Origin of the sequence: Rhodococcus sp. NKCM2511, assembly GCF_014905595.1 — a bacterium.
Classification (GTDB): Bacteria; Actinomycetota; Actinomycetes; order Mycobacteriales; family Mycobacteriaceae; genus Rhodococcoides; species Rhodococcoides fascians.
In genome coordinates this window covers 1,239,341-1,264,214 of record NZ_BNHJ02000001.1, presented here as the reverse complement: position 1 = coordinate 1,264,214, position 24,874 = coordinate 1,239,341, and the positions used below count along the sequence as shown (strand labels likewise).

Annotated in this window: 26 protein-coding genes; 16 read left to right on the top strand and 10 right to left on the bottom strand. The window is 65.1% G+C overall.

The features are described from left to right. The first annotated feature begins 22 nt into the window (after positions 1–22). The 5 genes from JLZ96_RS05650 (at position 23) to JLZ96_RS05630 (ending at position 3,952) form a co-directional block, all read left to right on the top strand. A complete protein-coding gene (locus tag JLZ96_RS05650; protein ID WP_032383505.1) occupies positions 23–442 on the top strand; it encodes a DUF302 domain-containing protein in 420 nt (139 codons plus the stop codon). Positions 443–494: 52 nt separating this feature from the next. Continuing rightward, positions 495–764 (top strand): metal-sensitive transcriptional regulator, encoded by a 270-nt coding sequence (locus JLZ96_RS05645; RefSeq protein WP_032366273.1) that lies wholly within the window; start codon positions 495–497, stop codon positions 762–764. Positions 765–892: 128 nt separating this feature from the next. Continuing rightward, entirely contained in the window at positions 893–1,372 is a 480-nt protein-coding gene (locus JLZ96_RS05640; protein ID WP_032366272.1) for a Fur family transcriptional regulator, read from the top strand. Between the two features lie 75 nt (positions 1,373–1,447). Continuing rightward, the gene (katG, locus tag JLZ96_RS05635; protein ID WP_197077504.1) at positions 1,448–3,643 is read left to right on the top strand and encodes a catalase/peroxidase HPI; all 2,196 of its coding nucleotides are present in this window, start codon (positions 1,448–1,450) and stop codon (positions 3,641–3,643) included. A gap of 165 nt (positions 3,644–3,808) precedes the next feature. After that, positions 3,809–3,952, top strand: coding sequence for a hypothetical protein (locus tag JLZ96_RS05630; RefSeq protein ID WP_155288482.1), 144 nt, complete (start codon positions 3,809–3,811; stop codon positions 3,950–3,952). A 3-nt stretch (positions 3,953–3,955) separates the two neighbouring features. Here the strand turns inward: JLZ96_RS05630 and JLZ96_RS05625 are convergent, their stop codons facing one another. Continuing rightward, a complete protein-coding gene (locus JLZ96_RS05625) occupies positions 3,956–4,954 on the bottom strand; it encodes a fumarylacetoacetate hydrolase family protein (RefSeq protein ID WP_201009626.1) in 999 nt (332 codons plus the stop codon). 106 nt (positions 4,955–5,060) lie between these two features. Here JLZ96_RS05625 and glsA point away from each other — a divergent pair, with 106 nt between their 5' ends. Beyond that, complete coding sequence (glsA, locus tag JLZ96_RS05620; RefSeq protein ID WP_201009625.1) at positions 5,061–6,269, top strand: glutaminase A; 1,209 nt, start codon at positions 5,061–5,063, stop codon at positions 6,267–6,269. A 25-nt stretch (positions 6,270–6,294) separates the two neighbouring features. Here the strand turns inward: glsA and JLZ96_RS05615 are convergent, their stop codons facing one another. Continuing rightward, complete coding sequence (locus JLZ96_RS05615; RefSeq protein WP_057474290.1) at positions 6,295–7,476, bottom strand: NAD(P)/FAD-dependent oxidoreductase; 1,182 nt, start codon at positions 7,474–7,476, stop codon at positions 6,295–6,297. 8 nt (positions 7,477–7,484) lie between these two features. Next, a complete protein-coding gene (locus JLZ96_RS05610; RefSeq protein ID WP_167326727.1) occupies positions 7,485–7,952 on the bottom strand; it encodes a hypothetical protein in 468 nt (155 codons plus the stop codon). Positions 7,953–8,154: 202 nt separating this feature from the next. Between JLZ96_RS05610 and JLZ96_RS05605 the strand changes: the two genes are divergently transcribed. Continuing rightward, positions 8,155–8,841 (top strand): HemK2/MTQ2 family protein methyltransferase, encoded by a 687-nt coding sequence (locus tag JLZ96_RS05605; RefSeq protein ID WP_201009624.1) that lies wholly within the window; start codon positions 8,155–8,157, stop codon positions 8,839–8,841. Positions 8,842–8,902: 61 nt separating this feature from the next. Next, positions 8,903–9,067 carry a CDGSH iron-sulfur domain-containing protein gene (locus JLZ96_RS05600; RefSeq protein ID WP_063216898.1) on the top strand — a complete coding sequence of 55 codons (165 nt, stop codon included), beginning with the start codon at positions 8,903–8,905 and terminating at the stop codon, positions 9,065–9,067. Here JLZ96_RS05600 and JLZ96_RS05595 read toward each other — a convergent pair. Continuing rightward, a complete protein-coding gene (locus JLZ96_RS05595) occupies positions 9,049–10,047 on the bottom strand; it encodes an iron-containing redox enzyme family protein (protein ID WP_201009623.1) in 999 nt (332 codons plus the stop codon). The genes JLZ96_RS05600 and JLZ96_RS05595 overlap by 19 nt on opposite strands. Before the next feature lie 127 nt (positions 10,048–10,174). On the opposite strand from JLZ96_RS05595, the gene JLZ96_RS05590 reads away from it, so the two are divergent. Beyond that, entirely contained in the window at positions 10,175–11,356 is a 1,182-nt protein-coding gene (locus JLZ96_RS05590; RefSeq protein ID WP_201009622.1) for a zinc-dependent alcohol dehydrogenase, read from the top strand. Between the two features lie 76 nt (positions 11,357–11,432). Here the strand turns inward: JLZ96_RS05590 and JLZ96_RS05585 are convergent, their stop codons facing one another. Then, on the bottom strand, positions 11,433–12,386 hold the full coding sequence (locus JLZ96_RS05585) for a ferritin-like domain-containing protein (protein ID WP_201009621.1): 954 nt from the start codon (positions 12,384–12,386) through the stop codon (positions 11,433–11,435). 207 nt (positions 12,387–12,593) lie between these two features. On the opposite strand from JLZ96_RS05585, the gene JLZ96_RS05580 reads away from it, so the two are divergent. Together JLZ96_RS05580 and JLZ96_RS05575 are read left to right on the top strand one after the other, a co-directional pair. Then, entirely contained in the window at positions 12,594–12,986 is a 393-nt protein-coding gene (locus JLZ96_RS05580; RefSeq protein ID WP_027496209.1) for an OsmC family protein, read from the top strand. Between the two features lie 39 nt (positions 12,987–13,025). Further along, positions 13,026–13,862: a YihY/virulence factor BrkB family protein gene (locus JLZ96_RS05575; protein ID WP_201009620.1), complete on the top strand. Its 837-nt coding sequence runs from the start codon at positions 13,026–13,028 to the stop codon at positions 13,860–13,862. On the opposite strand, the gene JLZ96_RS05570 is transcribed toward JLZ96_RS05575, so the two are convergent. From JLZ96_RS05570 to JLZ96_RS05555, 4 genes are all read right to left on the bottom strand, one after another. Beyond that, positions 13,810–14,523: a CDP-alcohol phosphatidyltransferase family protein gene (locus tag JLZ96_RS05570; RefSeq protein WP_201009619.1), complete on the bottom strand. Its 714-nt coding sequence runs from the start codon at positions 14,521–14,523 to the stop codon at positions 13,810–13,812. The two genes, JLZ96_RS05575 and JLZ96_RS05570, sit on opposite strands and share 53 nt — an antisense overlap. 98 nt (positions 14,524–14,621) lie before the next feature. Next, a complete protein-coding gene (locus JLZ96_RS05565) occupies positions 14,622–14,819 on the bottom strand; it encodes a hypothetical protein (protein ID WP_156158546.1) in 198 nt (65 codons plus the stop codon). 130 nt (positions 14,820–14,949) lie between these two features. Beyond that, positions 14,950–17,199: a glycosyltransferase gene (locus JLZ96_RS24925; protein WP_236253842.1), complete on the bottom strand. Its 2,250-nt coding sequence runs from the start codon at positions 17,197–17,199 to the stop codon at positions 14,950–14,952. A gap of 65 nt (positions 17,200–17,264) precedes the next feature. Beyond that, positions 17,265–18,209: a WcbI family polysaccharide biosynthesis putative acetyltransferase gene (locus tag JLZ96_RS05555; protein WP_032390225.1), complete on the bottom strand. Its 945-nt coding sequence runs from the start codon at positions 18,207–18,209 to the stop codon at positions 17,265–17,267. A gap of 202 nt (positions 18,210–18,411) precedes the next feature. Here JLZ96_RS05555 and JLZ96_RS05550 point away from each other — a divergent pair, with 202 nt between their 5' ends. Genes JLZ96_RS05550 through JLZ96_RS05530 form a run of 5 tightly spaced genes read left to right on the top strand, consistent with a single transcriptional unit; the run spans position 18,412 to position 23,475 of the window. Then, positions 18,412–19,446, top strand: coding sequence for a glycosyltransferase family 1 protein (locus tag JLZ96_RS05550; RefSeq protein WP_228139179.1), 1,035 nt, complete (start codon positions 18,412–18,414; stop codon positions 19,444–19,446). Then, positions 19,443–20,555: a glycosyltransferase gene (locus JLZ96_RS05545; protein WP_032366263.1), complete on the top strand. Its 1,113-nt coding sequence runs from the start codon at positions 19,443–19,445 to the stop codon at positions 20,553–20,555. The genes JLZ96_RS05550 and JLZ96_RS05545 overlap by 4 nt, the downstream gene beginning before the upstream one ends. Next, the gene (locus tag JLZ96_RS05540; protein ID WP_032366262.1) at positions 20,552–21,571 is read left to right on the top strand and encodes a glycosyltransferase; all 1,020 of its coding nucleotides are present in this window, start codon (positions 20,552–20,554) and stop codon (positions 21,569–21,571) included. Before JLZ96_RS05545 ends, JLZ96_RS05540 begins: the two co-directional genes overlap by 4 nt. Continuing rightward, positions 21,568–22,419, top strand: a complete 852-nt coding sequence (locus JLZ96_RS05535) for a glycosyltransferase family 2 protein (RefSeq protein ID WP_052053233.1) — start codon at positions 21,568–21,570, stop codon at positions 22,417–22,419. Before JLZ96_RS05540 ends, JLZ96_RS05535 begins: the two co-directional genes overlap by 4 nt. A 33-nt stretch (positions 22,420–22,452) precedes the next feature. Beyond that, positions 22,453–23,475, top strand: coding sequence for an LLM class flavin-dependent oxidoreductase (locus tag JLZ96_RS05530; RefSeq protein WP_032399681.1), 1,023 nt, complete (start codon positions 22,453–22,455; stop codon positions 23,473–23,475). 69 nt (positions 23,476–23,544) lie between these two features. Here JLZ96_RS05530 and JLZ96_RS05525 read toward each other — a convergent pair whose 3' ends face one another. Further along, a complete protein-coding gene (locus JLZ96_RS05525) occupies positions 23,545–24,738 on the bottom strand; it encodes a triacylglycerol lipase (protein WP_027496218.1) in 1,194 nt (397 codons plus the stop codon). Between the last annotated feature and the right edge of the window lie 136 nt (positions 24,739–24,874).

The following is a 24,874-nucleotide window of genomic DNA, read 5'->3' as shown; positions in this document are numbered from 1 at the left end:
CAACAATTTTCGAGGAGACATCATGAACATCGCACTGTCCACCACACTGACCGACACCGATTTCGCCGACGCGATCGAGAGCACGAGAAAGGCGTTGTCGGAGCAAGGATTCGGAGTTCTCACCGAAATCGACATGCAGGCCACGTTGAAGGCCAAGCTCGACGAGGACATGGAGCGCTACGTGATCCTGGGCGCGTGCAACCCGGGACTGGCTCACCGCGCAGTGGGGGTGATGAAGCAGATCGGTCTGCTGTTGCCGTGCAATGTGGTCGTACGTGAGAACCCGGCGGCGGCGCGGTCCGTCGTCGTCGAGGCCATGAACCCGGCCATCATGGTCGAGGTCACCGGTGAGCCGCGGTTGGGTGCGGTCGCCGCCGAGGCCACGGCGAAACTGCAGGCGGCAATCGCGGCCCTCGGCGGTACCGGTACCGCGCCGCAATGATGCCCCCGGGGGTACCCTGGGGTTCACTGCTACCACCATCGAAGGAATCGACATGATCGGCGACGAAGACAGCATTGCACTGGTACTCAACCGGCTCAAGCGTGCGCACGGCCAACTTGCGGGTGTCATCGGGATGATCGAGAACGGTCGTGATTGCAAGGATGTCGTCACCCAGCTCGCTGCCGTGTCGCGGGCGCTCGACCGTGCCGGGTTCAAGATCGTGGCAACCGGCCTACGGGAGTGCATGACGGGGGATGCTGCTGACGGTAGGGAACCGATGACCGAGGCCGAGCTCGAAAAGTTGTTCCTGGCTCTGGCCTGAGCCGCCGGCCGAACTCCGGACGAACGGCATGTGTCGGGTTGCCGTCGATACCGAGTTGCAGTCGACAAGCAGCGGATTCGACTGCATACTTGACTTGGTCCAGAAAACCGGAGGATACTGACGCTGTGATGCCGATCTCACCCTATGCGGAGCAATTACGCACCGCCGATTTGCGCGTGACCCGTCCGCGGGTCACCGTGCTCGAGGTCGTCGAAACCAATCCGCATGCGGACACCGACACGATTCTCGGACTCGTCCGATCGGTGCTCCCCGAGGTATCACGCCAGACGGTGTACGACGTTCTCAATGCCCTGACCGCTGCGCGCCTGGTTCGTCGCATCGAGCCCGCGGGATCTCCCGCTCGATACGAATCTCGGGTCGGGGACAACCATCACCACGCTGTGTGCCGCAACTGCGGCGTGATCGCAGACGTGGATTGCGCGGTGGGCGAGACGCCGTGTCTCACCGCATCGGACTCCGTCGGTTTCACGATCGACGAGGCAGAGGTCATCTACTGGGGCTTCTGCGCACAGTGTTCGGCTGCTCGCGAGCAGCCGGCAGTTCCCGTTCAGTTCCCTCCCCGGTCACGAACACAGCAGAGTTCGTGACCACCGATCACAGCCCGATCGTCACACCTTGGAAGGAAGCACGTGTCTGAAGATCACGTAACACGCGAAAAAGAGATGAACGAGGATCAGCCGCAGGAGAGCGGTGGCAAGTGTCCGGTCATGCACGACGCGATGCCCACGCCTGTCGAAGGCGGCGGCAACCGCGAGTGGTGGCCCAAGGCGCTCAATCTCAAGATCCTCAAGAAGAACCCGGCCGTGGGCGATCCGATGGGTGCGGATTACGACTACGCCGCCGAGTTCAATTCTCTCGATCTCGCCGAGGTCAAGCGTGACATCGAAGCCGTGATGACGAACTCGCAGCCGTGGTGGCCCGCGGACTTCGGGCACTACGGTCCGTTCTTCATCCGCATGGCGTGGCACGCGGCCGGAACCTACCGCAAGCAGGACGGTCGCGGCGGTGCCGGAGCCGGCATGCAGCGATTCGCTCCCCTCAACAGCTGGCCCGACAACGCAAGCCTGGACAAGGCCCGCCGTCTCATCTGGCCGGTCAAGCAGAAGTACGGCCGCAAACTGTCCTGGGCCGACCTCATCGTGCTCACCGGCAACGTCGCCATCGAGTCCATGGGCCTGCCGACCTACGGCTACGCCGGCGGACGCGTCGACGCCTGGGAGCCGGACGAGGACGTCTACTGGGGCCCCGAGCAGACCTGGTTGGGCGACGAGCGCTACCACGGTGACCGCACGAGCCTCGAGAACCCGCTGGCCGCAGTGCAGATGGGCTTGATCTACGTCAATCCCGAAGGCCCCAACGGTAACCCGGATCCCGTGCAGTCCGCACTGGACATCCGCGAGACCTTCGGCCGCATGGCCATGAACGACATCGAGACTGCGGCACTCGCAGTCGGTGGACACACCTTCGGCAAGACCCACGGCGCAGCCGACCCCGATGCCCACATCGGACCGGAGCCCGAGGGCGCGCCCATCGAGCAGATGGGCCTGGGCTGGAAGAACAGCTTCGGCACCGGCTCGGGCGCCGACGCGATCACCAGCGGACTCGAGGTCATCTGGACCCCGACGCCGACCCAGTGGGACAACTCGTTCCTCGAGACCCTCTACGGCTTCGAGTGGGAGCTCTACAAGAGCCCGGGCGGCGCACACCAGTGGCGTCCGAAGAACGGAGAAGGCGCGGATCTCGTTCCCGACCCGGCGGATCCGTCCAAGCGTCGCCACCCGTCGATGCTGACCTCCGACATCGCGATGCGCGTCGATCCGATCTACGAGCAGATCACCCGTCGTTGGCTCGATCATCCCGAGGAGCTCGCAGAAGAGTTCCAGAAGGCGTGGTTCAAGCTGACCCACCGCGACATGGGACCGGTCTCGCGTTACCTCGGCCCCGAGGTTCCGGCGGAGCCCCTGCTCTGGCAGGACCCGATTCCGGCCGTCGATCACGAGCTGATCGGTGACGCCCAGATCGCCGAGCTCAAGCAGGCCATCCTCGGTTCCGAACTGAGCCAGGATCAGCTGATCTCGGCTGCGTGGGCGGCGGCATCGTCGTTCCGCGTCAGCGACAAGCGCGGCGGTGCCAACGGTGGCCGTCTGCGCCTGCAGCCGCAGGCCGGCTGGGAGGTCAACGAGCCCGACGAGATCGCACAGGTCATCCGCGTTCTCGAAGGCATTCAGCAGTCGTTCTCCGGAACGGTGTCGTTCGCGGACCTCGTCGTCCTCGGCGGTGTCGCAGCCGTCGAGCAGGCCGCCAAGAACGCAGGCGTCGACATCACGGTCCCGTTCACCCCGGGCCGCATGGATGCGACGCAGGAGAAGACGGACGTCGACTCGTTCTCCGATCTCGAGCCCAAGGTGGACGGCTTCCGCAACTTCCTGGGCAAGGGCCAGAAGCTGCCCGCCGAGTTCAACCTGGTCGATCGGGCCAACCTGCTCTCGCTCAGTGCACCGGAAATGACCGTGCTGGTCGGCGGTCTGCGTGTACTCGGCGCGAACTACAAGGGGTCGACGCACGGCGTCCTCACCGACAAGGTCGGCACGCTCACCAACGACTTCTTCGTCAACCTCCTCGACATGGGCACCGAATGGGTTCCCACCGCGGAGGACGGCATCTACGAGGCCAAGGACGCCGCTACCGGCGAGAAGAAGTGGACCGGAACACGTAACGATCTGGTCTTCGGCTCGAACTCCGAATTGCGCGCTCTCGCAGAGGTTTACGCTTGCGATGACGCCAAGGAGAAGTTCGTCCGGGACTTCGTCGCAGCCTGGGACAAGGTCATGATGCTCGATCGCTTCGAGCTCGCCTAGTACTCACCGGCGCTGATGCGCCACCCGAACTCGAAGTTGTGGATGGAATACGAGCTGGATCCATCCACAGCTTCGAGTTCGTCGTTACCGGGCTGTTATCTTTCGATGCCGATTCGTGACTTTGCACCTGGATTTGTCGCAATGTCCGATTGTCATGCTGGTTGCATGACACAACAGGACGTATCCGCAGGCTCTGCGGACAACAACAGAGACGAAACACGTCAGAGTGCATCCGGTTTCGGGTCGTTCCTCGAGATGTTCCAGGACGCGTCGACCGACAAGTCGGACACCGAGCGCGGAATCCGATAGGACTCAGCGAGCACCGATGGTGTTGGTGACGGAGCCGATTCGTTCGATATCGAGTTCGACGCGGTCGCCCGGAGCGATCCACCGGTCGAGTTCGAGCCCGCAACCGCGAGGCAGCGTGCCCGACGTCAGGAGCTCGCCGGGGTGGATGCTCTCACCGCGACTCGCATATGCCAGAGATTCACCCATGGAATAGCGCATCCCGGCAGTGCTGGTGGTGGACCAGAGCTCGCCGTTGACCCGGACGGCCGCGGCCATCGAATCTATATGTGCCGCAACCTCATCGGGGGTGACGATGTCCGCGCCCATCGAACTGGCGAACGTCTTGGTCTTGACGACCGGACCGAACGGAGTCCGGCGCTGCTCCTCCCACTGCGTGTCCCGCGCGCTGATGTCGTCGAAGACGACGTAACCGCCTATCGAAGCCTCGGCCTCCCGCTCGGATGCATCTCGGATCGGTCGGGTCACGAGGGCACCGAATTCGAGCTCGAAATCGAGAACTCGGCTGTACGACGGCCACTCGACATCGGCCCCGTCGGCTACGACGGTCAGGTGGTTACCGGTGTAGTAGATCGGATGGTCGTCGAACCCCGGACCGGGACGCAGAGCCGGAAAAGTTCGACGCGTCAGCATCTCGAATCCACGGATGAACGGTACGGCACGCGGTAGATTTCGCCGAACGAGGTTGTGTGCGGCCAGATCCCAGTGCTCGTCCCAACCCAGGAAGCAGCGCAGGGACGCCGGAACGACCGGAAGGGTCGGTGCCGGTCGGTCCATCGTCGCGACGCCCTCGTCGGCCGCCCGCCGCACCACCGTCGTTGCGGCTTCACGTGCGGGTTCACCTGCATCGAGGAACCGAAGCATGGAACCGGTGAGCGGGCGCAGGATCTCGGGGGCACCCAGAGTCGAGACCGCAGCCTCGAGATCGATCCACGTGGTTGTGTCGGGCACGTGGACGGCAAGGCGGTCGGCGGAATCGGTGGAGGTCAAGCGTCGCAATCGCACGGGCGCGTCCGATCTGTGCGGAGCAATGCTCCACAACGGTTGAGGAACCCGGAGTGTAAACGGTGCCACGGTCGGCGTGTCAAGACCCGACGGTTAGCGTGGGGTGATGAGATCACCGGTGCCCGAGTATCTTCAGTCCGTCCTGACGGAGTGCCGACACCTCGACGATGGGGAAATGTCGAGCGGCAACCCGGAATTGGCGGCGGCCGATCCCGACACGTTCGCGGTTGCGCTCGCCACCGTCGGTGGGTCGCACTACGGGGCGGGTGATACCGACACCGAATTCTCCATCCAGTCGATCGCCAAAGCGGTGGCCTACGCGCTGGCCATCGAGGACAACGGGCTCGCAGCGGTGCTCGAGGCCGTCGACGTCGAACCGTCGGGTGATTCGTTCAACGAGATCTCGTTGGAAGCGCGGACCGGTCGACCTCGCAACCCTCTGATCAATGCCGGTGCGCTGGCGGTACATTCGATGATCGCGGGCAGTGACGGCGAAGAACGAGCGGGGCGGCTCATCGAGCTGCTCGGAGCCATGGCCGGCCGTGAACTCCACATCGATCGGGCGGTGTACGAGGCCGAACTGGAATCCGACGATCGAAATACCGCGATCGCGCACCTGCTGAAGTCGGTCGGCCACCTCGGTGCGGAACCCGCGGTCGTCGTCGACGGGTATGCGCGCCAGTGCGCGGTGACGGTGACGTGCAACGATCTGGCCGTGATCGCCTCGGTGATGGCGAACGGCGGAACCGATCCGGCCACCGGCCGACAGGTCGTCGACCCCGCGGTCAACCGTCACGTTCTCGCTGTCATGGCAACCTGTGGGATGTACGACGGCAGCGGCAGTTGGATTGCTACAGTGGGCATTCCGGCCAAGAGTGGAGTCGCGGGAGCCATCATGGGCGTGCTCCCCGGTCAGGTGGGCGTTGCCGTGATCTCGCCCCGGTTGAACGAGCACGGAAACAGCGTCCGCGGGGTTGCGGTGTTCGAGAGGCTGTCACGCGACCTCGGTCTGCACATGATGCACGTCCCTCCCAGCGGCGAATCCGCCATTCGCACGCTGAGCGAATCCGACGGCGTCACCACCGTCGAACTGCAGGGCGAGCTGAGGTTCGCCGGTGCGGAATCCATCGTCGCCCGTCTTGCGGCCGGCGTCCCGGACTGCGAGGAGATAGTCGTCGATTTCACCGAAGTGCGCGCCGTCGACGGCGCTGCACAGCGCCTCCTTCGAGAGGCTGTGAGCGGACTGGAAGACGACGGCTACCGCGTCGTCGTCGAGGATCCCGACGGGCTGATGAACGCCTCCCGCGACAGCTGACACACCTCGAACCAGACGGTCGGTGTCACAGTCTCCCGGCGAGAATCATGTGCCAGTAGGACTGCGGTAGGCCGTATCGGTCGAACGCCCACGCGGACCGTCTGGGTTTCAGGGGATCGAGAAACGAGGGTAGCGACGAGGCCAGTGCACCGGTGCGGTCGAACTCGGCAGCAATCAGAGTGTGTGCTTCGACAGCGATGGGTGCGACGGTGTACCCGTCGTAACTCGACATCGCTCCGCCGCTCCTGGATGCGACGAGATTGTCGACGAGAACCGAAATCTGTTTGCGTAGAGCGCCACCCGACGAGTCGGTGTCGATCGCTGCACCGTCGCCTGCAGCCCACACCTCGGGGTGGCGTCGGTGCCGCATCGTGCGGGAGTCGATGTCGACGACACCGTGCGGCTGCTCTCCTGCCAGACCGGACTCCTGTACCCACAATGGTCCGCGGTACGGCGGGACCAGGTGCAGCATGTCGTAGTCGATACGCTCGTCGACCCCGGCGTGATCGGTGACGGTGATGCGCTTGCTCTCCGGCTCGAGCGCCGTGACCGCCGTATCCATCACGACGCGCACACCCAGGTCTCGGAGGTGGCCGGCGAGCCGGGGGTCCAGGTCAGGGACACCGATCAGACTCTCACGATCGACGACCAACGTGATGTCGACGGTCGGTAGTCGTCCTGTGCGCTTCCAGTGGGCGGCCGCGAGAAACAGCGGCTTGACGGTGGTCCCGGTACACCCGACGGGCGGGCGCGGCACGGTGAACACGGCATGACTGTGTGCAGGCAGGTCACGGACCAGCCGCCATGTGCGCTCGGCCCGGTCGAGGTAGTTGCTGGCGACATCGGGAAAACGAAGTGCCGCGTGCACACCCGGCAGAGCGGCTTCGTCGGCGATCAGGCCTTGCCCCAGCACGAGATCGCGGTAGCCGTACTCCATTCCCGACGCGCAGCGAACCGATCGTTCTGCCGGATCTACCGACACGACCGAATCTTCGAGCCACACACAGCCCTCGGGGGTCACCGAGCGTTGGGTCCGTTCGGCCTCGGTCAGCGGTGCCTGACCGGCACCGACGTACGACAACAGGGGCTTGTACGTGTGCACCTGCTTGGGCTCGATCACGGCGACGTCGGATACGCCCTTCTTCAGCAGTCGTGCGGCCGCGCTGATACCGGCATTGCCTCCACCGATGATCAGCACGTCGTACATGGTGCGGCTCACCGTGAATCGGCCGCCTGCGCTGTGACGTCGGTGCGGGCATCGGTTTCGGTGCGGGCTTCGGCGAGCGTGCGGTAGACGAACACGCGGTCCGAGACGCCGTTCAGGTCTGCGCCGTCGGGAAGCACGACGGAGAGTTTCTGCTGCCAGCGACCCTGGCGAATAGCGGTGGCGTCGAGCACGGAGCGAACTCCCGCCGCGACGAACGTGACGCGAGACAGATCGAGAATCAGAGCCCGGCCGCGCTCGGCGGCTTCCCCCAACGTCTCTGCCAGCACCGGAACGTCCACGTCGGTGATGGTGCCGGCAATGCGCACCTCGATGTCGTCTCCTGCGCTCTCGTCGACCGACACCGTCATCTCGGCCTCCGGGAGCGAGGAACGGGTACTCGAGGCACGGTCGTCGGCGGTGGAGAGCGATGGAACCACACCGGCGAGCGGAGTTCGAATGGACGGAACGACGATCATGGACAACTCCTCTGGAGCCGAACTCCTGAACCCGTGCAGGGGGAGTGCGGCAGTCGACTGCCGAGACTGCGGGCTGCTCCTCAACCACACACGTCCTAGCTCTACCCCGAAGTGCGTGTCGGTAAGCCTGTTCCGAACAACCGGTTTGCGGGGGTTGGACGCGGGAATACGAATCCGACAATCCACGCTGGGAGGAATGTCCATGACGACAGCCGAATTCGATTCCGTCCGTTCGCTGGCACGATTGCACGCCGATCCCGGAGTGTACGAGCCTCAGGAGGATTCACTTCTGCTGTGCGACGTCGCCGCAGATTCGGGGCTCGTGCCCGGAGCCCGTGTACTCGACATGTGTACCGGTAGCGGCGCAGTGGCCATCACCGCAGCACTGCTCGGTGCCCGCGAGGTGGTGGCCTTCGACATCTCTCCGCGTGCGGTTGCCTGTGCGCAGCGCAATGCCCGGTCGGTCGGAGTCGATGTGGATGTGCGGCTGGGGTCGTTCTCGGAGGCAGCCGAGCTGGAGCCGTTCGACATTCTGCTGTGCAACCCTCCGTACGTTCCGTCGGAGACCGCGCCCACCGGCATGGGTTTGCACCGCGCCTGGGATGCGGGTGAGGACGGGCGAGTGGTGCTCGACCCTCTGTGCACGCGAGGCGCGGAACTGCTGGCACCCGGCGGTGTGCTGCTGGTGGTCCACTCGGAATTCTCGGGTCCGCAGCGAACACGGGAGATGCTGAATACTCACGGTTTCGGTGCATCGGAGGCGGCGTGCCGCACAATCGACTTCGGGCCCGTCATGACGGCTCGTGCCGAGTGGCTCGAGGCCAAGGGCGTGCTCGAATCGGGCCGCAGAACGGAAGAATTGGTGGTGTTGCGTGGCGACAAGCGATGAGTCGACGGGTGGTGACGCTGCACCTGCGCGCACTCGGGTGAGACTGGTCCGGGGCGGACCGATGCTGATCGACGGGCCGGTCGAGATCGAACTCGACGACGGCTCCGTCGTCACCTCGGATCGTTTCGTCGTCGCGCTGTGCACGTGCAAGCGCAGCAAGACGTACCCACTGTGCGACACGAGCCATCGCGCGAAGCGACGAGCGAGTCAGTCCAGCGACGACTGACCGGCGGACCACCGCTGCATCACGTGGTCCGCGAGCTCGTTCTCGACGAAATCCAGTGCGCGCATGCCGAATACGATGTCGGCTTCGATGTGCGGTTCCTGTCCGATCAGGTTCTCCACCACGTCGTGGCGCAGGACCTGCTCGTGGACGGCGTCGGCCTCGACGTGCTCCGCGTAGAACGCGATGCATGCAGCCGGCGCTGACAGCCTGCGAAGGCCCTGCACGAACCGCTGTGAACCCGGCGAGGACGTGATCTCCGTGGCGGCGAAATGGCCCACGGTGGCACCTCGGCGGCTGCGGTGCAATCCGAACAACGACATGAGGTTGACCCACGCGAGTGTCTGGGCGGGGACGCGATCCACGTACCCGAGGTAGGACGCATCGAGGTCTGCTGCCGTCATGGATTCGGCCCACAGATGCTGGTGGACACGCTCACCCCTGCCACCGCCGTACTCGTCGAATTCGACGGCGACATACGAGGCCTTGACCTGGCCGACCAGCCTCGGGATCGCCCACGCATGGGGATCCGCTTCCTTGAGGTGGTAGATGGACCGATGTACGAAGTACTCGCGCATCTGCTCCCACGATCCTTCGTCCCGCAGGAACCACGACGGGCCGGTACCGGACGACGCCTCGACCGACAGTCGCTTCATTTCGGCGACGACGTCGTCGCCGGGTTCGACATTCGAGCGCACGTAGTTCAGAAACGCGGATTCGAGTGCTGCTCTGAACTGCAGCAGTGCCGGATCCCACTCCAGTTCGTCGTCCACGCCCTCGAACCCGCGGTAGTGCAGTTCGTAGCTGACGAGCAACGCCAGTTGCATGTCACGCGACGTCGGATCGGCATCCGACGCGCTGGGCAGTGCGGCACCGCCGCCGGTGGCGAGATACCGGATCACGGCGTCCGAGAGTGGACCACACGGCACCGGCAACCGAGGCGACACGAGGGTGGGGGCGATGGAAGGGGTCACAACACTCATTGTTCACGCCTACCCGCTGCCGGTCACGGTCAATCGCGTGGGCCCGATGCGTTTGCACGCATACGAAGCAGGTAATCCGCTTCGTGCGATTCCGAGTTTCGGGGTCGAGTAACAGAGAGGAGCCTCCATGCGCGCAGTGACATGGCAGGGCAAGAGGAACGTCAGCGTCGATTCGGTGCCCGATCCCCGCATCGAAGCGCCGACGGACGCAATTGTGAAGATCACGACCACCAATATCTGCGGATCGGACCTACACCTGTACGAGACGCTCGGTGCCTTCATGGACCAGGGCGATATTCTGGGTCACGAGCCCATGGGCATCGTGGAGGAAGTCGGTTCGGAGACAGGCGATCTCGCCGTCGGAGACCGTGTGGTCATCCCGTTCCAGATTTCGTGTGGACATTGCTACATGTGCAGTTCGAGTCTGTACACCCAGTGCGAGACCACCCAGGTTCGTGAGCAGGGCATGGGTGCCGCGTTGTTCGGCTTCTCCAAGCTGTACGGCCAAGTGCCCGGTGGGCAAGCGGAGTACCTCCGTGTTCCGCAGGCGCAGTTCACGCACATCAAGGTCCCCGAGGCCGGACCCGATTCGCGATTCGTCTACCTCTCCGACGTATTGCCTACCGCGTGGCAGTCGGTGGAGTACGCGTCGATACCTGCAGGCGGGTCGGTGACGGTGCTCGGACTCGGTCCCATCGGAGACATGGCCGCCCGCATCGCCCAGCACAAGGGTGCTCGGGTCATTGCTGTCGACCTCGTACCCGAGCGCCTGGCGCGAGCTGCGGCACGGGGAATCGAAACGGTGAATCTGGCCGAACACAGCGGGGGCGTCGGCGACGTCATTCGTGACATGACCGACGGCCGAGGAACGGACGCGGTGATCGATGCCGTCGGAATGGAGGCGCACGGCTCACCGGTCGGCAAGCTGGCCCAGCAGATCGTCGGAATGCTGCCCGACGCCGTGGCCGCGCCGATGATGCAGAAGGCCGGCGTGGACCGGCTGGGTGCGCTGTACTCGGCAATCGACATCGTTCGACGCGGCGGAACCATCTCGATCATCGGTGTGTACGGAGGTATGGCCGATCCGCTACCGTTGATGACCTTGTTCGACAAGCAAATTCAGCTGCGGATGGGCCAGGCGAACGTCAAGCGATGGGTCGACGACATCATGCCGCTTCTCGGCGACGACGATCCGTTGGGCGTCGATTCGTTCGCTACTCACGAGCTTTCGCTCGAAGAAGCGCCGCATGCGTACGACATCTTCCAGAAGAAGCAGGACGGTGCGATCAAGGTTCTGTTGAAGCCCTGAACCTTTCGAATACAGCGATGCGGCCCGGAACTTCACGGGCCGCATCGGTATTCGCAGAAGGATCGATCGATCGTCGTCAGTCGACGGAGATGACGTCCTTGGCGATTGCTGCCAGGCGAGTCTGTCCTGCGGACACGACTCCGTGGCGGTTCTTGTGTGCCTCTTCGTACTCCACGACAGTGCGTACGTCGGCGGGTGTGGTCAGTTCCTTGATGGCGGCCACCGCGTCCGAGACGTTGAGGTCGTCGTAGTCGGCTACGGGAAGCTCGTCGGCACCGAGAGTTCCACCGGCGGACCGAGCGGTGTGAATGGCGTCAGCGACAGAATCGACACCTTCGCTACGGGTGACATCCTCGGCGGCTTCGAGTGCTGCATCGCGGCTGGCGGTCAACGTTCTGACGGCGACGTCGCCTGCGTGTGCACCGCGGCCCAGCAGAGCGCTCAGTCGATCCGGGGTGGCGCGAGCGGCGTCCAGTGCGCGGTCGAGACCGCGGGCCGACCAGTTGGCCGGTGCGTTGACGATCTTGACTGCGGTGCCGGCAGCTGCCTGGAAAGGCGTCCGGCGCAGTGCGGCGGGTCCACCCAGGGCGTCTTCGGCGAGGACGGTCTCGAGCCATTCGACCGTGGCGGCGTGCGCGGTGGCCAAGCGGCCGGCCAGTGCCACGACGGACGGTTCCTCGGCTGCTGTCGCCAGAGCCTTTATGTACTTGGCTCGACCCAACAGTTGCTGCTCGAGGGCGAGATCGCCCAGCAGTGCCTCGTCGAACGGCTGCGCCTGCTCGGCGACTGCCTTCACCGCTGCGAAGGTGCGTCCGATGAACGGTGCCACGACCTCGGGTAGCCCGCCGAGGTTGCGCAGTGCTTCCTCGATGGCGGCGGCGCGGTCACGTCCGTTGGCGGCGTTCTGCGTCAGTTCCCGACGAACCGCTTCGGTGCGCGCCTGCACGACGCGGGTTTCCGCGACCTGGATTTCGGTGTGTGTCAGCTGCAGTGCAATCCGCAACTGAGCGATCAAAGTCGATGTGCTCATGGTGCTCCCCTTTCGGTGGGTGGGTACATGGATCCGGCCGATGCCTGTGGGTCACAGCGTGATGCTCGGCCCTGTTCTGGTGTTACCCGCCGGTAAGTTCTGCCAAACGGCTGTACCGCAGGTGTGAACAGCGACACGTCCGAACCGCTACTCGTGTCGGCGGGATTCGACGGTTTCGATCGGCGGCGGAATGGACATCCGACACCGATGACTACCGAGCTGTACACAGCAACCGTCTCTGCAACTGCGACCGGCGTGACCTCCGACGACGGAGTGCTGTCGTTGAGTGTGCGAGAACCGGCCGAACTCGGTGGCCCGGGCGAGGCCACCAACCCCGAGCAGTTGATGGCCGCAGCGCTGTCGAGTTGCTTGGTGGAGTCACTGCGAATCGCACTGGGGACCGTCGGCGGCAGTGTCGACGAACTCGCGGTCAAGGGCACCGTCGTGCTGACCGATTCGGACGCATCCGGTTACGACGCAAAATTCGCTCTGTCGGTGTCGCTACCGGGCACCGACAACCCGGAGGCCGTACTCGCGCAGGCCACGTCGATCTGCCCGTTCCTCAAAGTGATCGACGCCGTGGACGTCACCCTTGAATAACCGCTCGATCGTTCGGCGGACCTGCTCCGAACGCGCGCGATGACATCCGTTCGCGTTCGGGCGGTTCGCGGAGTGCAGGCGATCAAAGCCGGCTTCGCGCGTGAGGACACCACGCTGATCGCGGGCGGACTGACGTTCTACGCGGTGATCGCCGTCGTCCCTCTGCTGCTTCTGACGATCCGGGCGACTGTGTTGTTGGTGTCGGCGCAGTGGGTACAGGGCGGATTCGACGCCATGTCGGCGTTACTTCCCGATGCGTTGGGTGCCCGCGCGGCGCTCGACGGCCTGGCCGATGCCGGAATACACCTGGGACCGCTGGGAGTCGTGATCTCGATATTCCCCGCAACGTTCTACGGAGAGGGTCTGCGGAGGGCGATCGTGCGCTTCGCCCCGACCCGTGAAACATTCACCGGGTGGCGAGGCAGAGCTGCCATGGTTCCCTTTTTCGTCGCCGCCCCGGTGTTGCTCATCGGGGTGCTGACCGTCGCACGCGTCCTGCAGGCGACCACGGGCGGCGGGGGTGCCGGTGCGCTGGCTCTACGAATATTTCTGGGGTTCAACTGCCTGTGGTTGATCCTGGCCGTTCCGCTTGCCTGGACCTACCGGGTCATCGCGCCGCGGGCGGTGGGGTGGCGGGCACTCGTGGTCGGCTCCCTGGTCACGTCGTCGATCGTCACCGGATTCGTGCACGGATTCATCCTGTTCCTTGCCATTCCTGTCGACCTCGGTGCACCGTTCGGCGGTCTCACCGACATCGGCGGCGGTGTGGCAATCATGCTGTGGATGTTCGTCTTTCACGTGCTCGCGCTCGCCGGCTGGCTGATCACCGCCGAGTTCGATCGGCCCGTCGGTACAGCCCGAACATCAGCTGGGTGAACCCGAGAACAGCCAGACCACATGTCACCGATATTCCGATCGTCGCAGACGTCTGAGCGCTACCGGGGCCCGCGCCCGCAACGGTCGCGGTGACGACTGCGGCAACGACCCGAGACGGCCGCTCCCACACTGTCAGAAAGCCGACGTCGGAGATCCCGGCTCCGACGGCACGCGCGCGGGCCGTCTCGTGCAGCAATGTCGTCACACCGACGGCAGCGACGATGGGCATCGGAGCGCCCAGCGCGAGGCTGCCCGCGAGGAACAGCAGATCGCTGCACCGATCCGACACCGTGTCCAGCAGATAGCCCCACTGCGATTGGGAACGGCCGATCATGGCCACGCCGCCGTCGATACCGTCGAGCAGCCCGGAGAACACGATGAGCACCGCCGCCAGGAGGGGCAGCGAGGTGCCCGGCCGGGACAACGCCACCGAGCCTGCAGCCGCAACCACCGCGGCGACGGTGACGACGTGGGCAGAGACGGACGCGCGCACGAGCGGGGCGCTCAGGAAGTACACCAGACGAAGCCACGTCGACACGAGCACCGACGACGATGGATCGATGTTGCTGTGCAGACCCGACCATGTCGACAGATATTCCTGGCGGGTCGCCGGAAGTTCGGACGAAGTGCGCCGGCTCGGTGTGCTGCGCTGGTTGACCATCGACGATCCTTGCTCGGCAAATCGAAAGACCGACTCTACGAAAGATTCGTCGGTGTATACCCGCCTACTCGAAACCCACACCCGAGCGGCTCCAACAGTTACTGCTCGTCGGAGTTGCTCTGTCTCCTGCGGGCTTTGAGCCGCGATATTTTGATCCCGACGGCCGCGAACAGAATCAGCCATCCCGCGATCAACACTCCGCCTCCGACGAATGCCGCTCGCTGCAGAGGATGGGTGTCTGCGTACACGTAACCGACTGTGCCCCACAGCAAAGCGACGAAAAAGATAATCGCCATCATCCACATCATCGAATACAGCGTTCTGTTCATCATTCGCCCGATCTCGCCGTTGCTTTTGTCTGCCGCCGATTTACATTCTCTTGGCCGTACCCGATTCGGTCGAGTCGACACCGGAACCACCCCACATTCACCACGCAAGATTCGGTTGAACCTCGCCCGCGAAGAGCCCGAACTCCGCGCCTGTCCGATGCATGTGCCCGAACAGGGCCTCCGCGAGGTCCTCGGAAGCCGTTCCCATCGTCGACGACCACCGTCGAGCGCGACAGCTCGACCGAGACGTGCGCAGTTCGACCGTGCCCGAGTTGCCCACGTCGACCGTCAGACGATCCGCTCCTGTCTCCACGAGACGACGAAGTGCGCCGGCACCGAACAGGACGAGGCCGCGCACCTCGAGCACCGCGTGAGAACGTGCGGTGTCTCCCGGAAGACCCACCTGGATGCGGCAGTCGGCGTCGCCCCACTGCCGCCGTAATTCTTCGGCACCGGGTCCGTGAATCCACACTCGACAATCAGGATGCCTCAGGACCGAGCCGACGGTCTCGAGGAGGGACGCAGCGCTGTGCCCGGTGGTATCGACAACCGCGACGATCTCCGGCAGCGCGTAGGTCAGACCCTGGGTACGCGCCGCAGGGTCGGTGATGCGGGAGGCCAGCATCAGCGCTTCGGCGTTCTTCCGCTCTCGGTCTCCGCCCGTGCGTTCGGCCCAGTCGGGCCCGTCGTGCCAGGCGACTGCTCGCGGCCGATGGGCCAGGACGGCACCTGCGGCGTAGGCCCGATGCGCGAATTCCCAGTCTTCTCCGCCGTACCCGACGAACGTCGGGTCGAACCCGCCGAGTTCCTCGAACAACGTTCGGCTGCAAGACATCACGGCACTGATGACGTATCGGTACGAACGACGGTCCGCGTCCAGAAGATCTCGCGAGCCGGCGTAGCCGTCACGAAGCCATCGGGGCTCGGTGAATTCCGTGGGGCCCGCAGATCGGCCGTCGAACCAGGTGCCGATGTCCGCGCGCGTCCACCCGCCGAGATCGGCATGTCGACGCCTACCCACCGTCACCGCATCGGGAAGGGCCACGATCAGGCGTACCGATTCCTCGATGTAATCGGGTTCGGGCACGGTGTCGGCGTCGAGGAAGCAGAGGATGTCTCCGCGCGCTGCGGACGCACCGAGGTTACGTGCGGCGGCGGCCCGGAATCCGAGATCCGGTTGGCGCACGACGGTGATGTCGAGAGCCGAGCCGAATTCCTCCACGTTCGGTTCCTCGGGAGATCCGTCGTCGGCGACGATCACCTGGATGCGGGACGCGGGCCAGGTCTGCGCGGTCAACGCTGTCAGAACCAGGTCGAGCTGGTGCTGCTGCCGGAAGTAGGGAATCACGACCGACACTCGGGGCGTGTCGGATGCGGTCGGTGCCAGATCCCACCGATTGTGCGGAACCACCGAGCGGCCATCGGGCAGCGCGATGGACGGTAGAGCCATGCTTTCTCGGAACAGGGAGCTGTACAGGTCGGCCGCCTGCGCCGGCGATGGATAAGGTGCCGAGTCGGTGGCCTGCCATGTCTTCTCGGGTCGGCGTAACGCTTCTGCCATGGCCTCGGCCAGGCCCTCCACTGTGTCCTCGTGAATCCACAGCGCATCGGGCGAATTGACGGCCATCTCGTCGACGTATCGACCACGAGGGACCAGAGGGCGACGGCCCGCCGCGATCCAGGTGTTGATCGAACCGGATGCCGATACATGCCGGTGGAAAGCGACCGGGACAGCAATGGACCGCAACCGGCCGCCCAGTTCGGCGTCGGGCACGAAGCCGGTCGTCGAAAACGGCCTGCCCAGATGCCGGGCAGTGGCGCGTAGTTCGTCGAGCACGTCCTCGTGTCCGGCCGACGCGGCCCCGACGATCTCGAACCCGACGTCGGTGTCCAGTGCAGACATGGCACCGAGTACTTCGCTGTGTCCCTTCCCCGGATAGACGAACCCGAGAATCCCGACGACTCGCCGGGGGACGACGTCGTCGGATCGTAGTGCCGGGCGGTCTATCGGTAGGGGAATGACCCGGATGTCGGGTCGGCTGTCGAGTATGTCCTCGAGAAGCAGTCGCTCGTGCACACTCGACACCACGACCGTTGCAGCGCAGTCGATCACTCGGCGGTAGCAGTCGGTGCGTGCCGCAAACGCGGAGCCGTCCGAGATCTGGGGTACGTCGTGCAGCGTAACGGTGATGCGGGCTCGATGCTGGTGTGCCAGTGCGACAATGGCATCGGCTGCCTCGTGCGCGGTACGTCCGAACAGCCGGTCGGTGAAGTGAATGTGGACGGGAGTGTCGGGCGGTAGTCGGTCGGGAGCGGTCACCACGGGACTCGCTGTGGCCGTAGCCATGTCGCGGGCACACCGGACGACTCCGTGGTCCGGTGGGCCGACCACGAGATGATGCACGGGTGCGATCACGGCGTCGTCTGCAGGATTCGCAGGAGCTCGGAGTGGCGGGCCAGTGCGGCGTCGACGAACTGGGGATGTGCCGCATACCAATCGAGGTGAGCGCGGTGCACGACGTCGCTGGACACGTCGGAACCGTCGACCGTCCAGTCTGGGCGAGCATCACCGGGGAGGCCGAGGGCGCGCAGTACCCGACGTTCGACGGGCGCTCGCACACCGCCGAGCAGTTCTCTCCCTGGATCACCCACAGTGCAGGCGGTGTCGAGGTGGTCCAGGATCCGCTGCGCGAGTGCAGTCAACACCACGTTGGTCGGATGGTTGATCGTATGAGTGGCACGGCTTCCCGCACTCTGGAACAGGTCGGACGCAGCGATATCGGTGTCGCGGCTCTCGCGTCGTCGTAGCTCGTCCAGGCTCGCCTGCGCGGCATCACGAAAGCCGGCGTCGGATACCGGGAGGTCCCAGTTCTCGCCGGACCGCACGCCACGCTCGAAGGCCACAATCGTCCGCAGATCGTGGTACGGAACGAGATCCGGAACGGCCGCTGGGTCGCTCGGATGCCGAACGATGATCTGAAAAGGATGCAGCGCAGCGTATCTCAGCACGGGCCAACGAAGTACCACGGCGTGCGGCGGGAGTGATCGTGTCAGATCGGGGACCCCGAGCGGCAAATGCCGATAGCCCTCCCGCACAGGTTGAGTCAGCAGTACCGAGGTCTGCCGGACCAATCGATCGACGTGCGGCAGATCGGCGGATTCGAGTTCGTGTACCGGCGGGATTCGTACCGTCCGAAACGGCATCGCCGCATCCGAGCTCAGCAGAATGCGCATCGCCTCGGCCTGGCAGTTACCCCAGACGAGCAACAGGGGGCGATCGTCGACGGGTGTACGTGGCGCGGCCTCGAGCCCCGATATTCCGTAGAAATCGCCGTAGTGGCGAGTACGCCCGTCCATGTCTGCCCCGACGTCGTGTGAGTGCGTGTGTTCGACCATTCTTCTGGTCAACGTAGCCCCGCCGAACCTGCGACGCCAACCGCGATTGAACTCGGTACGAAGTGGGTACAGACCCCATGCGCGTGTCGGGAACAGGCACGATTCGTCTGACCTGTACCCGAAGGAATTCATGATTCGTATTGCGTCCGTACCCTCCTCTCACGTGTACGTACAGCACGTGCAGCCGGTGCCCGACGGCTCCGGTAACTCGGTGGTGCTGTTGCCCGATCCGACGCCGGTTCGCGTCGATGTGCCGGGCCAGTGGTGGCCGCCTCGTCTCCTCGACGCCGGGTGGTTGGCCGAGCAACCCGATTCGAGCTTCGACGTTCTGCACGTGCACTTCGGCTTCGAGTCCTTCTCACCGGAAGACTTGACCCGCACGGTCGAGTACTTGAGGGCCCATCGCAAGCCCCTGGTGCTCACGGTCCACGACGCGCACAATCCCCACTTCGCGGACAACACCGGTCATCTGGAGCAGCTGGACGTGTTGATACGTGGTGCCGATGCCGTGATCACCCTCACCGAGGGAGCAGCTGCGTGGATAGCCGATCGGTGGAACGTGCATGCGACGGTGATCGAGCACCCACACGTGGTGCCTCTCGAGAGAATGAACGTCCCACGCCCGGTGTCGGACTCGTTCGTCATCGGAGTCCACGCCAAGAACCTGCGAGCGAACATCGACCCGCTTGCGGTGATGGACGCCGTCGTCGAGGCGGCTCGATCGCTACCGGCTGCGACGGTGCGGTTGGACATCGACGAGGACGTGTTCGACACGGCCGGCCACTGGTACGACCCGACCGTCGGCGCGAAGTTGCTGGACTACAACAGTTTCCCCGACGTCGATGTGCGGGTGCACGCCCGATTCGACGACGAGCAACTGTGGGACTACCTGTCTTCGATCGACGTCTCGGTGTTGCCGTATCGGTTCGGAACACATTCGGGTTGGCTCGAAGCATGTCGGGATCTGGGAACGGCCGTCGTCGCGTCCGATTGCGGCTTCTATGCCGACCAAGCGCCGATTCACAGTTTCGTCATGAACACCGACTCGTTCGATCCCGCCACGTTGGTGGCAGCCGTGCAGGCGGCCCACGCCGATCGGACCACAGCGCTCGACGCCGCAACCCGGGCCGAGCAGAGACAACGAATCGCAGCGACCCACGCTGGGATCTACGCAGCAGTGACAAAGGAGATGCGTTGAACGAGAAGCCACTTCGCATCGCGGTGCTGGCGTCATCGAGTTTTCCGGTGGCACAGCCTTTCGCGGGCGGTCTGGAGGCACACGTCTACAATCTGGTGCGGGCGCTGACCGACCGTGGGCACCACGTCAGTCTGTTCGCCGCAGACGGATCGAGCGTCGATCTGGATGCCACGATGTTGCCGGTCCGAACGCTGGATCTGACACCGATTGCCCTCGCCGATCTCGCGGTCACCCCCACTGCGGTTCGCGAGCACCACGCATACCTCGCCGTGATGATGGAACTGGCCGGTGCGCTGTCGAACTCGTTCGACATCGTGCACAACCACAGCCTGCACTACCTGCCGTTGGCTATGTCCGCCACACTGCCGGTGCCGATGGTGACCACTCTGCACACGCCGCCGTTCGCGTGGCTGGAGTCGGCTGTTGCCCTGGCTCCGTTCGGTGCCAACACTTTTGCTGCGGTCAGTGCGTTCGCAGCCGAACAATGGGCCGACGTCGCGTCCGGGACGATCGTCATCCGGAACGGGATCTCGCTGCAGGACTGGCCGTTCGGTGCGGGCGGCGACTACGTGGTGTGGTCCGGACGGTTGGTTCCCGAGAAAGGATTGCACCTGGCCATCGCCGCCGCGAAGCTCGCCGGCCGGTCACTACGAATCGCCGGACCCATCAGCAACCTCGAATACTTCCACGGTGTCGTCGAACCCCTGCTCGACGATCGAGTCCGATACGTCGGACACCTCGATCAGCCGGCCCTCGCCGCGCTGGTGGCCGGTGCCGAGGTCGCGCTGGTGTCGCCGGTGTGGTCCGAGCCGTACGGTCTGGTGGTCGCCGAAGCTCTGGCCTGCGGTACCCCGGTGGCGGCGTTCGCCCGCGGAGGGATACCCGAGATCATCGACGCCTCGTCCGGAGTGTTGGTACCCGCCGACGACGTGGCCGGGCTGGCCGCCGCGATTCCCGCCGCGGCAGCGTTGAACAGGCACGACGCGCGGGCGCGCGCCGAGCAGGTGTGTTCGGTGGACCGGATGGTCGACGAGTACGAGGAGCTGTACCGATCGACCCTCGAGTCCGCATCGGCACCGGAGTCCGCCCACGGTCTCGCGATTGCATGATCGGCTACTACGCACACCACCACGGGGTAGGCCACGTCACTCGGTCCGACGCGATTGCGCGCCGCCTGGGTGAGCCGATCACGGTGCTGTCCTCGCGGGCGCGGCCTCCGGAACATGCTGCAGCGGAATGGATCGCACTCCCGCTGGATGTGAACGACACCGTGGGCGAGGCAGCCGCCGACGACATCTCGGCGGGGGGAGTGGTGCACTGGGCACCCCACGACGTCGACGGGCTGACCGCACGGATGGCGATCATCGCCGACTGGGTTGCGCGTGAGCGACCGCGGGCAGTGGTTGTCGATGTGTCCGTGGAAGTGGCGATGTTTCTGCGGCTGATGGGTGTCCGGGTGATCGTCATGGCGATTCCGGGAAACCGGGCCGATCCCGTCCACGCGATGGCCTATCGCGCGGCGACGCACATTCTCGCACCGTGGTCACGCAGTGTGTACGACCCGGCCTGGTTGCATCCGTACGCCGCCAAGACGACGTACTCGGGCTCGATCAGCCGGTTCGCCGGACGAGCCCGAACGGAGGGCTCGAACACTGCGGCCACCGAAGGCCCGGTTGTCGTACTGGGTGCGGCGGGCGGCACCTCGTTGACGCGTGAACTGGTGGACTCGTGGTCCGCCGCGGACGACCGGTTCGACTTCCGCACACTCGGAGTGGCGGGCGGTGACTGGGTGGACGACGTGTGGCCGGTGCTGTGCTCGGCGGCCCTCGTGGTGACCAACGCCGGGCAGAACGCCGTGGCCGACGTCGCCGCGTCGGGCACACCGGCCATCGTGGTTCCGCAAGCCCGGCCGTTCGACGAGCAGGCTGCCACCGCGCACGCACTGGCGGCCGGATCCATCGCCGCGGTGCTCGACGAGTGGCCCTCGGTCGATCGGTGGCGACGCGCTGCCGACTGCGCCCTGGGCATCGGCGGACGGACATGGTCGCTGCTCGGTACCGACGGCGCACCCGATCGGGCGGCTCGCGCGATCGAGCAGGCTGCGTCCGGGACGGCTCGGCGATGAACGTGGTTGTCGTGACCGTGGTCTCGGGCCGTCACGATCACCTCGCCGCGCAGATTCGCGGGTTGGCCGAGTCCACCGACCGGCCCGTCGAGCACATCGTGGTCGCCATGGGCGATGACGACATTGCGGACGTGGTCGCCCGATCCGGCTCTGCGGCAACGGTTCTCGACATGGAGGCACAGACCCCGCTGCCGGTGGCGCGAGCGCGTAACCTCGGGGCAGCCGCTGCCCTCGATCGGGGTGCCGAGCTGGTGGTGTTCCTCGACGTGGATTGCATACCCGCCCCGGAGATGCTCGACAGGTATCGCCGCGCCGCGCTGCGCCCCGACAGTCGGCGAACTCTGTTGTGCGGACCGGTGACCTACCTGAAACCCGACAGCGTCGGGCTCGAAGGTGACGCTCTGATCCCGCTCACCGCGCCGCATCCGGCTCGACCGAATCCGCCCGCGGGCGCAGTGGAACCCGGACACGATTTCGACCTGTTCTGGTCGTTGTCCTTCGCCGTGCACGCTGACACGTGGACCGAGATCGGCGGCTTCTGCGAGGACTACACCGGGTACGGGGGCGAGGACACGGATTTCGCGGCCACGGCCCGCGCGTCGGGCATCGGGTTGCGGTGGGTGGGCGGCGCTCACGCGTACCACCAGTTCCATCCCGTGTCCGATCCTCCGGTGGAACATCTCGACGACATCGTCGTCAACGCTCGGATCTTCTTCCGTCGGTGGGGCCGGTGGCCGATGGTCGGATGGCTCGAAGCGTTCGCGTCGCTCGGACTGCTCGAGTACGGCGGCACCGAGATTCGCCGTCTCACCGCCGCTGTTCACGACACCGACGACGGTGTGAATTAGGCTGGCCGGACTTTCACGAAACGAGGTCCAGACGTGCCCGAACCATCCAGGCCCCTGCGTTCGCTCGGATTTTTGACCATCGGGCTCTTCGACGAGAACGCACCCGGGGTCGGCCACGAATCGACGCTGCGCATCATCGAACTCGGGGAGCGGCTGGGATTCGACAGTGCGTGGCTTCGTCATCGTCACCTGCAGTTCGGTATCTCGTCTCCCATCGCGGTCATGGCCGCCGCGTCGCAACGTACCGACCGCATCATGCTCGGTACTGCGGTGACGCCGTTGGGTTGGGAGAACCCGTTGCGTCTCGCCGAGGACCTGGCCACGGTGGATGTGCTGTCCGGTGGGCGCGTCAACGCGGGAATCAGTGTGGGACAACCGATGCACTTCGATCGCGTCGCACACTCGTTGTATCCCGACACCGCCGAGGACGAGGACTTCGGCTACGACCGAGTCTCGCGGCTGCTTCGGTTCGTAGCCGGTGAACCTGCGTCCACGTGGTCGGGGACCGAGGGAATCGAAGCGTATTCCGAACGAGTACAACCGTATTCGCGTGGTCTACGGGACCGAATGTGGTACGGCGGGGCCAGTCTCCGTTCTGCGCAGTGGGCAGGGGAGAACGCGATGAATCTTCTGGTGAGCAGTGTGGTGCGCGCCGAGGACTCGACGGATTTCGATGCGATCCAGCGCGCGCACATCGCGCGGTTCCGCGAGGCTCACCCGGCCGGGGCCGACGCGCGGGTCTCCCAGGGGCTGGTGGTCATCCCCACCGACAGTGCTTCCGCCGCGCAGAAGCGCAAGTACGAGGACTACGTTCACGCGCGTACTGCACGGACCGGAGCACCGCAGGGGCCGGCTCGGATGATGTTCGCACCGGACCTCGTGGGTACCTCGGACGAGATCGCGGAGCAGTTGTACGCCAATCGATCTTTTCGCGAGGTCGACGAGGTGGCGTTCGCGCTGCCGTTCAGCTTCGACCACGAGGACTACGTGCAGATCCTGACCGACACGGCGCAGAAGCTCGGCCCGGCGCTGGGGTGGACCCCAGCACAGAACTGACCCGGACTTCCGCCGAGGGCGATCGGCCCGATCGGCCGATCGCCCTGGTGGAACAGAGGTACCGGTGTCCTACTGGCCCGTGATGGGCGAGTTGTAGGCACACGGGATCGACTTCGCGGGGAAGCCCTTCGGATCCAGTGCGTTCTTGACGATGCCGATCGCGCGCGGTGAGACGGAGATCGACAGGTGGTCCGACAGGTCGATGCCGCAGCCGTCCTGCAGGGTGACATTGTTGACGGTGGCACCGGGGCCTGCGGTGAGGAACGTCGTCTTGTACGGGGTGACGACCTCGTCGTACTTGGTGCCGATCACGGTGTACTTGATGCCGGGGTCGGTGTCACCGCCGACGGCCAGTCCCTTGACGAGTGGCGAGTCGATCACCTGGTCCGAAGCTGCCGGCCCGGCGATGGCACCGACGACTCCCAGGACGTTGAGTCCCAGGTTGTTGATGGTGCGCCCCAGAGTTCCGATGCCGACGAGGGTGGTGCCGTGATTCGATCCGGCGACGCTGACGACCGTGTTCACTTTGTTCTTGGTCGGGTCGGTCGGATTGGCACCGCCCTCGAAACGGAGGTACTGACGGGTGACGAGCCCACCCTGGGAGTGGCCGACGATGTCGACCTGCGCAGAGCCCGTGGCCGTCCGCACAGCGTCGACGTAGGTGGCGATCTCCTTCGCGTTGGACGCGACCGATGCGGTACCGCGAAGCGACGGGAGATTGCCGACGACACTGGAGTCCCCGTCTCCGTAGTTGAGCGCGAAGATGCAGTAGCCCTCCTTCTTCAGGGCAGGCGACATGCGCGCGAAGTTGTTGTACGCGTTCTCCCAGGTGCCGTGCAGGAGGACGACCGGGCGGGGGTGCGCGGCGGTGGGCTTGCAGTTCCAATCGTTGGCACCTTGGGGTGCGACGTTGGGGTTGACGATGCTGTAGAGGAATCCGGCCAGGAAGTTCTTCTGATCGGGCCCGTATCCGGTGGTCTCGGTCCGTGGGTCGTACGTCGCGGTGGCGGGGGCAGCCGAATCGATGCTCGGTGCCGTGATGCCCTGATCCGAGGCCTTCGGGTATGCGCCGGTCGGCCCCGGCGGAACAACGGTGTTGCCCTGCACGGTTGCGGGCGGTGCCGGTACCGGGACGGGTGCCGGCTGAGCCTGTGCTGCGAAACCGGAACCGAGGGCAACGGAGCATGCCATTGCAGCAATCATCGCAGCGCGGACTGTCGTGGCCTTCCTCGTTGCACGGAAGGTGGACCGAGAAGTGGTCATGGAGCCTGACTTTCGACGAGGGTCAAGTGGACAAGTCGGAACTGTAGGCCCGGATTTCGGCCCGGAACGTGCGCCGCATCACGTTTGGAAACCGCCCGCACGTGACCGTTCATTCGTGATGGGGCGTCACAAATGA

Excerpts from the sequence above, each read along its gene's own strand:
- JLZ96_RS05650 (WP_032383505.1), top strand. The coding sequence starts at position 23 with ATGAACATCGCACTGTCCACCACACTGACCGACACCGATTTCGCCGAC.
- JLZ96_RS05645 (WP_032366273.1), top strand. The coding sequence starts at position 495 with ATGATCGGCGACGAAGACAGCATTGCACTGGTACTCAACCGGCTCAAG.
- JLZ96_RS05640 (WP_032366272.1), top strand. The coding sequence starts at position 893 with ATGCCGATCTCACCCTATGCGGAGCAATTACGCACCGCCGATTTGCGC.
- katG (WP_197077504.1), top strand. The coding sequence starts at position 1,448 with ATGAACGAGGATCAGCCGCAGGAGAGCGGTGGCAAGTGTCCGGTCATG.
- JLZ96_RS05630 (WP_155288482.1), top strand. The coding sequence starts at position 3,809 with ATGACACAACAGGACGTATCCGCAGGCTCTGCGGACAACAACAGAGAC.
- glsA (WP_201009625.1), top strand. The coding sequence starts at position 5,061 with ATGAGATCACCGGTGCCCGAGTATCTTCAGTCCGTCCTGACGGAGTGC.
- JLZ96_RS05615 (WP_057474290.1), bottom strand. The coding sequence starts at position 7,476 with ATGTACGACGTGCTGATCATCGGTGGAGGCAATGCCGGTATCAGCGCG.
- JLZ96_RS05610 (WP_167326727.1), bottom strand. The coding sequence starts at position 7,952 with ATGATCGTCGTTCCGTCCATTCGAACTCCGCTCGCCGGTGTGGTTCCA.
- JLZ96_RS05605 (WP_201009624.1), top strand. The coding sequence starts at position 8,155 with ATGACGACAGCCGAATTCGATTCCGTCCGTTCGCTGGCACGATTGCAC.
- JLZ96_RS05600 (WP_063216898.1), top strand. The coding sequence starts at position 8,903 with ATGCTGATCGACGGGCCGGTCGAGATCGAACTCGACGACGGCTCCGTC.
- JLZ96_RS05595 (WP_201009623.1), bottom strand. The coding sequence starts at position 10,047 with ATGAGTGTTGTGACCCCTTCCATCGCCCCCACCCTCGTGTCGCCTCGG.
- JLZ96_RS05590 (WP_201009622.1), top strand. The coding sequence starts at position 10,175 with ATGCGCGCAGTGACATGGCAGGGCAAGAGGAACGTCAGCGTCGATTCG.
- JLZ96_RS05585 (WP_201009621.1), bottom strand. The coding sequence starts at position 12,386 with ATGAGCACATCGACTTTGATCGCTCAGTTGCGGATTGCACTGCAGCTG.
- JLZ96_RS05580 (WP_027496209.1), top strand. The coding sequence starts at position 12,594 with ATGACTACCGAGCTGTACACAGCAACCGTCTCTGCAACTGCGACCGGC.
- JLZ96_RS05575 (WP_201009620.1), top strand. The coding sequence starts at position 13,026 with ATGACATCCGTTCGCGTTCGGGCGGTTCGCGGAGTGCAGGCGATCAAA.
- JLZ96_RS05570 (WP_201009619.1), bottom strand. The coding sequence starts at position 14,523 with ATGGTCAACCAGCGCAGCACACCGAGCCGGCGCACTTCGTCCGAACTT.
- JLZ96_RS05565 (WP_156158546.1), bottom strand. The coding sequence starts at position 14,819 with ATGGCGATTATCTTTTTCGTCGCTTTGCTGTGGGGCACAGTCGGTTAC.
- JLZ96_RS24925 (WP_236253842.1), bottom strand. The coding sequence starts at position 17,199 with ATGGCTACGGCCACAGCGAGTCCCGTGGTGACCGCTCCCGACCGACTA.
- JLZ96_RS05555 (WP_032390225.1), bottom strand. The coding sequence starts at position 18,209 with ATGGACGGGCGTACTCGCCACTACGGCGATTTCTACGGAATATCGGGG.
- JLZ96_RS05540 (WP_032366262.1), top strand. The coding sequence starts at position 20,552 with ATGATCGGCTACTACGCACACCACCACGGGGTAGGCCACGTCACTCGG.
- JLZ96_RS05535 (WP_052053233.1), top strand. The coding sequence starts at position 21,568 with ATGAACGTGGTTGTCGTGACCGTGGTCTCGGGCCGTCACGATCACCTC.
- JLZ96_RS05525 (WP_027496218.1), bottom strand. The coding sequence starts at position 24,738 with ATGACCACTTCTCGGTCCACCTTCCGTGCAACGAGGAAGGCCACGACA.